This is a genomic window from Coprococcus sp. ART55/1 (assembly GCF_000210595.1).
Taxonomy (GTDB): domain Bacteria; phylum Bacillota; class Clostridia; order Lachnospirales; family Lachnospiraceae; genus Coprococcus; species Coprococcus aceti.
The window spans coordinates 3016844-3023950 of sequence record NC_021018.1 but is presented as its reverse complement, the minus strand read 5'-3'; the positions used below and the strand labels follow the sequence as shown (position 1 = coordinate 3023950).

Genomic DNA, 7107 nt, shown 5'->3' with positions numbered 1-7107 from the left:
CTGTGAAGAACAAGGATGTGCTGCTTGATGGTGACATATCGCTGAATGTTCATGATGTGGATGAATGTGTTGTGACGGATTCAAAATGGCTTGAGTTTATGGTAAATCAGATCGTGAGCAACAGTATCAAGTATATAGACCGAGGACAGGAGAAGACTATAGAGATCTGGACTGAACCGTTGGGTGACGGCAAGGCTCTGCACATAAAGGACAATGGAATAGGTATACCACAGTCTGATATTCCACTTGTGTGCAGGAAATCATTTACCGGGGAAAATGGGCGGAAACATGCGAAATCCACAGGTATGGGCCTTTATATAATAGACAATCTGTGCAGGCAGCTGGGACATAAGCTGGATATAACGTCAAAGGTGGATGAATACACAGATGTGAGTATAGTATTTGGACATAATGATATATACAAGATTGGATGATATAAAAATTGAGTTTTGCGATAGTGGGATACCAGATCGGGTGAGCGTCCCAATGTTACAGAATTGTAATGTTAGGTAATAATGGAAAAAGGACAATTGCTTTCAAAATGTGTAAACTGCAAATATGTTCAATGGTGAGAGCAGTAATAATCAAACATTTGAGGAGGCATTTCAATGGAAAATCCAATGGGAAATTCAATGGAAACAATATTAAAGATTGACAACATTGAGAAGTATTATGGAAACAAATCCAATATGACAAAGGCCATAGATGGAATATCATTCGATGTGGAGGCAGGAGAGTTCGTCGCTATCATGGGTGCATCGGGAAGCGGTAAGACGACACTGCTTAACTGCGTTTCAACTATAGATAAGGTTAGCAGCGGCCATATCTATGTGGGCGGCAAGGATATCACAACACTCAAAGGCAATAAGCTCAACGAATTCAGGAGAGAGGAGCTGGGATTTATATTTCAGGATTTCAACCTTCTTGACACACTCACGGCGTATGAGAATGTCGCACTGGCACTTTCAATACAGAATGTGCCTGCAAAACAGATAGATGCGAAGGTCAGAGCTGTTGCAAAGGAGCTTGAGATCGAGAGTGTTCTGAAGAAGTATCCGTACCAGATGTCGGGCGGTCAGAAGCAGAGAGTCGCATCTGCAAGAGCCATCATCACTGACCCAAAGCTTGTGCTTGCAGATGAGCCTACAGGAGCACTCGATTCCAAGTCGGCAAAGCTGTTGCTTGAGAGATTTAAGCATCTGAATGAGGATCTCATGACAACGATACTCATGGTAACACACGATTCATTTACAGCCAGCTATGCAGGCAGGATCCTTTTCATCAAGGATGGCAAGGTGTTTCATGAGCTCAGAAGAGGCGGAGATACCAGAAAAGAATTCTTCAATAAGATCATAGATGTCGTGACACTGCTTGGAGGTGATCTGAATGACGCTCTTTAAGCTTTCCGCATCAAATATGAAGAAGAGTATAAAGGACTATGCCATATATTTCTTCACTCTGGTACTCGGTGTTGCAATCTTCTATGTGTTCAATGCCATAGAGACGCAGACCGCCATGCTCCGGATATCGGCTGACACAAGACAGGTCGTGCAGCTCATGAGCAAGATGATCGCGGGTGTCAGTGTGTTCATCGCATTTGTGCTCGGATTCCTCATCATATATGCAAGCCGTTTCCTGATGAAGAGGCGTAACAAAGAATTTGGTCTGTACCTCATCCTTGGAATGGGAAAACGCAAGGTGTCCACAATGCTTTTCATAGAGACACTTATCATCGGACTTGTATCACTTGTGGTAGGACTTCTTGTCGGAATAGGAATCTCACAGATAACAAGTGTACTCGTTGCAAACATGTTCGATGTAGATATGTCATCATACAGCTTTGTGTTCTCGGGCAGCGCATTTGTCAAGACATGTTTGTATTTTGCAATCATATATGTGGTGGTTATAATCTTCAACACATTTATCATCAGCAAATGTAAGCTCATCGACCTTTTCCAGAATGGAAGAAAATCTGAGAATGTCAAGATCAAGAATCCGTGGGTATCAGTTATCGTGTTCCTGATATCAGTTGTATCACTTGGATATGCTTATCATGCGGTGATTACCGATATAAATGACATGTACATGAACGATCTCTACAAGTGGATCGTGGTCGGATGCGTTGCAACGGTGCTCTTCTTCTGGTCGGTATCCGGAATGCTCTTCAGGATCGTGTCGTCCATGAAGAATGTGTACTATAAGGGACTCAATTCATTTGTCGTCAGACAGATGAGCAGCCGTGTAAATACAAATGTACTTTCAATATCAGTCATCTGTCTGATGCTTTTTGTGACAATATGTGTGCTTTCATCAGCGCTTGCAGTGAAGAATTCCTTAAATGAGGGCATTGCAAAGTACGCAAGAGCGGATGTGAGTATATCGAAAACCCAGAGCAGTGATTCAATCTATTATGACGAGGACGAGATGGGTAATGACAGCGAGACAAATGATCTTTTGAAGAAACTTGAGGTGACTGATGGAAAGAGCATAGAAGATGTATATAGTGAAAATAATGTGGATCTTGGATCATACTTCTCAGATTACGTTGACGTACACACATATACATGTCCTGCACTTACAATCAGAAACTATCTGGGAGATGAGGCTCTGATTGATTCTCTTGGAATAGATGTAAACGCTTTGTCTAGTTATGAGGGAACGGAGGAGATCATATCACAGTCCGACTATAACAAGGTTGCAAAGATTTATGACAATGCTGAGCTCCAGCTTGCCGATGACGAGTATGCCATCCTTGCAAATTATAGAATATTCGTTAAGATCCGTGATGAGAGACTTCAGGAGGGAAAAGAGATAGAGGTATATGGCAACAAGCTTAAACCGGTTATCTCGTATTGTATAGATGGTGATATAGAGCTTGCCACTCAGCCCCTCAACACAGGTGTGTTTATCGTGCCGGATTCAGCCATTGAAGGTGCACAGTTCGCGAAAGAGTATTTCATCGGAAAGTATGCCAATCAGGACAGGGATGTCATACAGGATAGTGATACGATCATAAGGAATGTATCAAAGAAGGATGAACTTGGCGGACTTATCACAGTAAATACCAAGGACAACGTGAAAGCAGCCAGCGTGGGAGTTGGAGCCATCGCTTCATTTATAGGTATGTATATCGGACTCATATTCCTCATATCCGGTGCAGCCATCCTTGCACTCAAAGAGCTCTCAGAGAGCACAGACAACATAGAGAGATACAAGATGCTCAGGAAACTTGGGGTGGATCAGCACATGATCAACAAGGCTCTTTTCTCACAGATGGGACTATTCTTCATATTCCCACTTGCTCTTGCCATAGTCCATTCGGTATTTGGAATGATGGTCAGCACGAAGATTCTTGACACTATGGGAGCGTATGATATAGCAGGTGCTATCGGAATCACTGCTGCCATTGTGGTAATCATATATGGCGGATATTTCCTTATAACGTATCTGTGCAGCAGGAAGATTATCAGTGAGTGAGGGAAATGAAAAATTTTTCAGGAATAATTGATCCAGGGAGGATATATGTCTTTCCTGGATTTCTTTTGTATAACTAAAAATTTTTATTTAAGGAAGAGATTTTACAATTGAAAGATACAATATTGTCACTAATAGAATAGATTTGGATGAAATAAATACAAGCATCAAAAACTTGATATTATCACAAATAATGTATAATGATATAATAGGAATTAGGTTCATGGATTGGAGGAAACAGCAATGAATAAACACGTAGAAAAAGCTATGGAGATAAGAAACGAGACACCGATGGTCAATAACTGTGCGCAGACCATTCTGCGGGCTTACGCGGACGAGCTCGGAATAACAGGAGATATGGCGGCAAAGCTCAGTGCTAATTTCGGTGGTGGCATGAAGTGTGGTTCAACCTGCGGTGCGATCACAGGAGGACTTATGGTACTTGGCGCTCTGGGCGTTGAGAATCCATACGTGATAAATCAGTTCAGGCGCAGGATAGCAGATAACCACAATGGCATGACCGATTGTGCTGATCTGTTAAAGGCAAATGCCCAAAAGGGTGGAATCAAGAAAGTGCACTGTGACGGCATGATCAGGGAGGCTATAGAGCTGATAGATGAACTGGTGAAGAGTGAATAAATATAACAAGAACAACGTGTTTAACTATCCTGGAGGAAAAAGGGATTCTGGAATGGAGGATGCAAGTAAATGAAAATAGACTACAGAAGACTTACAGAAAATGAACTTGATACATTTATAAATATGAGAATAAATCAGCTCAGGGAAGAGGGCGCAAAAGAAGAGATAGACCTGGTGCCAGCGCTTAAGGATTATTATACCCGGCATATGGCAGACGGAACGTTTGTATCATGGCTGGCTTTTGACGGGGATGATATTATAGGGACAAGCGGTATGTCATTTGTGGAGAAACCGCCTTATTTTGGATGTCCAAGTGGAAGAATAGGGTTGCTCTCCAGTATGTTTACCAACCCTAATTATAGAAGAAAGGGCATTGCAAAGGAACTGTTATCCCGTGTTGTAAATGATGCAAGGGATTATGGATGTGGAACGATACAGATCACGGCATCTGACATGGGTGTTAAATTGTATACGGATTTCGGATTTGTTCATAATGGTAATTTCATGCAGTATAAGCTGTAGTATATATGATGATGGAGCAAAAGTTACATTTAGAGATTGCCCTGCCTATCACAGTGGGAGATAACGTCTGGATCGGAACGAATGTTTCGGTGCTGCCGGGAGTTACTTATTTTAGGGCGAAGTTATAAGTAATTAGTATTGACACAGCAATAAACTCCTTTATAATAAATACTACAAATGTAATATTTATTATAAAGGAGTTTTGATATGATGAACTTATATTTTTTTATCTTGAAATACTACGTGTGTAATATATACAAGAAGTTATATTGTATGCTACTTTTGGTTGGCATAGCCATATTGTTATGCAGTTGTTCCAATAAAAATGCAGTGGCAGACGCAGAGCGGACAGTTATTGATTTTAGTATATCTGATGAAAATCAGTTTATTGCAGATTTGGATGATATATATTCATCCTGTCAGGATATGAAATGCAAGACCGAGGAAGAAAAACTGAATCAGACTAGGACCGTAATAGAATCGATGGGAAGTAAGGGGTACATAGCTGTGGATGTGGAGAATCAGATCAATATGGCAAATGCAGAGAATGCGGAGATGTTTTTATCAGAGGTGGCTGAAAACAGAGATGCGGGATGTACAATACTGCAGGTCATGTATGATAAGTCCTTTGTAAGGTTTGATTTTAAATCAGGCAGTAACAATGTGATGATAACCAGGCGATTCTATGTGTGGGAGAATAACTGTTTTGTTGAGAAAAATGAAGAAAACTATAAGGCCTATACATGGAAATACACAGACGGATATCTATTTTTTGAGAGGTACAGGATGGGAGGATATGACGGAGATTCTGCGTATACGGCATTACGAGTTGAGCCTCTGGATGAGAAGTTAAGGGTACTTAACAGAAAGTATATCAAGACGATTGGATATGATTCGAATAATTTATTTACCACAAACTGGGATGAATCAGATATGAACAAAATAAATTATTACGATATCTATGAAGCACTTTACAAAATGAAATATGGTATGTCTAGTCCCTATTCGGACGAGGGGGTTACATATATGATAGAAGGGAAGTTATACGAGAAGGTGTTTCAGGAGTATTTGCCTGTGTCTACAGATGTACTTCAGCATGTCAATGTATATGATGTGTCCAGACAAATGTATCAGTACAGAACGAGGGGGATGTTTGATCACAGTGTGACACCATTGGTTCCATTTCCAGAGGTAGTGGATGCTGAGTATAATGCTGACGGAACAATAACCCTCATAGTAAATGCTGTTTCGGAGAAAGATGAGAGTGGCAGATTATTTACACATAAAGTTACAATAAAGGAGAAAGAAAATGATGGATTTGAGTATGTGTCAAATGATGTTCTGACGATGGGCAAAGAGGGATATATTGGTACAGAGACAGGCTTTCTGATAAAGAGTGGCAGGAGCACTACGGAGATAAGACCATCACAATAAATCAGAATGGAAATGTTATTGATGATAGTCTGTTATCCGATGACGAAATGGAGAATGTTAAAGTAAATATAATAGGAATATTGCAGTCAGATGCCATAAGAAAGTTGTATGAGGATGAAGATATTTCGGATAATAGTGATTTAATATATGGTGCAGTAGATATCTTAGGAAGCAGTGGACTGATTTGTTTTTCTGATGATACCAATATGTATAATTATCAGCTATTTCAGTCTTTTTATAGAAATTATACAGATGGTGGAGAGCGAGATTACATTTGCGTATATAGGGTAAACAAGGATGCAAGCGTGACAGAGATGACATTTGCGTATGATGACAGCCGGATACAGATGATTTTCAACACAGCAAAGTACGAGAATCGTGACTGGAAGTTTATAGCGACTGGCATACGGGATTTAAAAGATATGAAACTCACAGAAAAGGCTACTTTATATATACATACTCAAATATAATAGCCCATGGTGGGCTGAAGGAGTATTTCAGAGTCAGTCCGTTGACGGATGAATGCAGGAAATTGACAAGAAAATATGTGTATGGGCTTAGTTATGTGAATTACAATATGCTTGTTATCGATTGGGATGAGTCAAATGCATCAGATATACTTGTGCCGTGTATGTTTGATGATATATACAGACTGTACACTGGTGAAAATCTGAAACCTGATGGTGGATGGATAGATGCAGACAAATATGAGTCTGTTATGTTGTCAATGTTCCCTGTTACTGTGACGGAGCTGAGGGATAATTGTGATTACAATTCAGAAAAAAATTCGTACAGATATCAGGTCATTCTAGGAAAACAGTATCCACCATTCGGAGAGGTTGTGGACTATATCTACAACGATGATGGAACTGTTTCGCTTATTGTTGATGCAGTGTGGGCTGACAAGGGATCGGACATTGCATTTAGAAATACACTTACAGTAAAACCGGAAGAAGATGGTACTTTCAAATATATGTCAAATCATATAGAGAAGGTGGAATGTGACATACCGGTTTATTCTGACTGATATCCATAGGC

The 7107-nt window shown here is 40.3% G+C and carries 8 protein-coding genes; all 8 read left to right on the top strand.

Going from position 1 to position 7107, the window contains the following annotated elements; translation table 11 throughout:
• Positions 1-434, top strand: a 434-nt coding sequence (locus CCU_RS13585; protein ID WP_243440905.1) for an ATP-binding protein, incomplete at its 5' end; no start/stop codon positions are given.
• Positions 435-632: 198 nt separating this feature from the next.
• Entirely contained in the window at positions 633-1400 is a 768-nt protein-coding gene (locus tag CCU_RS13580; protein ID WP_055280061.1) for an ABC transporter ATP-binding protein, read from the top strand.
• Positions 1387-3477 (top strand): FtsX-like permease family protein, encoded by a 2091-nt coding sequence (locus CCU_RS13575; protein WP_015535042.1) that lies wholly within the window; start codon positions 1387-1389, stop codon positions 3475-3477. Before CCU_RS13580 ends, CCU_RS13575 begins: the two co-directional genes overlap by 14 nt.
• Before the next feature lie 240 nt (positions 3478-3717).
• Entirely contained in the window at positions 3718-4113 is a 396-nt protein-coding gene (locus tag CCU_RS13570) for a C-GCAxxG-C-C family protein (protein WP_004854122.1), read from the top strand.
• Positions 4114-4182: 69 nt separating this feature from the next.
• Positions 4183-4635 carry a GNAT family N-acetyltransferase gene (locus CCU_RS13565; protein ID WP_015535041.1) on the top strand — a complete coding sequence of 151 codons (453 nt, stop codon included), beginning with the start codon at positions 4183-4185 and terminating at the stop codon, positions 4633-4635.
• Positions 4636-4908: 273 nt separating this feature from the next.
• The gene (locus CCU_RS13560; protein WP_208896308.1) at positions 4909-6069 is read left to right on the top strand and encodes a DUF6070 family protein; all 1161 of its coding nucleotides are present in this window, start codon (positions 4909-4911) and stop codon (positions 6067-6069) included.
• Between the two features lie 47 nt (positions 6070-6116).
• A complete protein-coding gene (locus CCU_RS13555; protein WP_015535039.1) occupies positions 6117-6539 on the top strand; it encodes a DUF6070 family protein in 423 nt (140 codons plus the stop codon).
• The gene (locus CCU_RS13550; RefSeq protein WP_330369951.1) at positions 6452-7096 is read left to right on the top strand and encodes a DUF6070 family protein; all 645 of its coding nucleotides are present in this window, start codon (positions 6452-6454) and stop codon (positions 7094-7096) included. Before CCU_RS13555 ends, CCU_RS13550 begins: the two co-directional genes overlap by 88 nt.
• The last annotated feature ends 11 nt before the right edge of the window (positions 7097-7107 follow it).

Coding starts and splice junctions, on each gene's coding strand:
- CCU_RS13580 (WP_055280061.1), top strand. CDS start 633: ATGGAAACAATATTAAAGATTGACAACATTGAGAAGTATTATGGAAAC.
- CCU_RS13575 (WP_015535042.1), top strand. CDS start 1,387: ATGACGCTCTTTAAGCTTTCCGCATCAAATATGAAGAAGAGTATAAAG.
- CCU_RS13570 (WP_004854122.1), top strand. CDS start 3,718: ATGAATAAACACGTAGAAAAAGCTATGGAGATAAGAAACGAGACACCG.
- CCU_RS13565 (WP_015535041.1), top strand. CDS start 4,183: ATGAAAATAGACTACAGAAGACTTACAGAAAATGAACTTGATACATTT.
- CCU_RS13560 (WP_208896308.1), top strand. CDS start 4,909: ATGCTACTTTTGGTTGGCATAGCCATATTGTTATGCAGTTGTTCCAAT.
- CCU_RS13555 (WP_015535039.1), top strand. CDS start 6,117: ATGGAGAATGTTAAAGTAAATATAATAGGAATATTGCAGTCAGATGCC.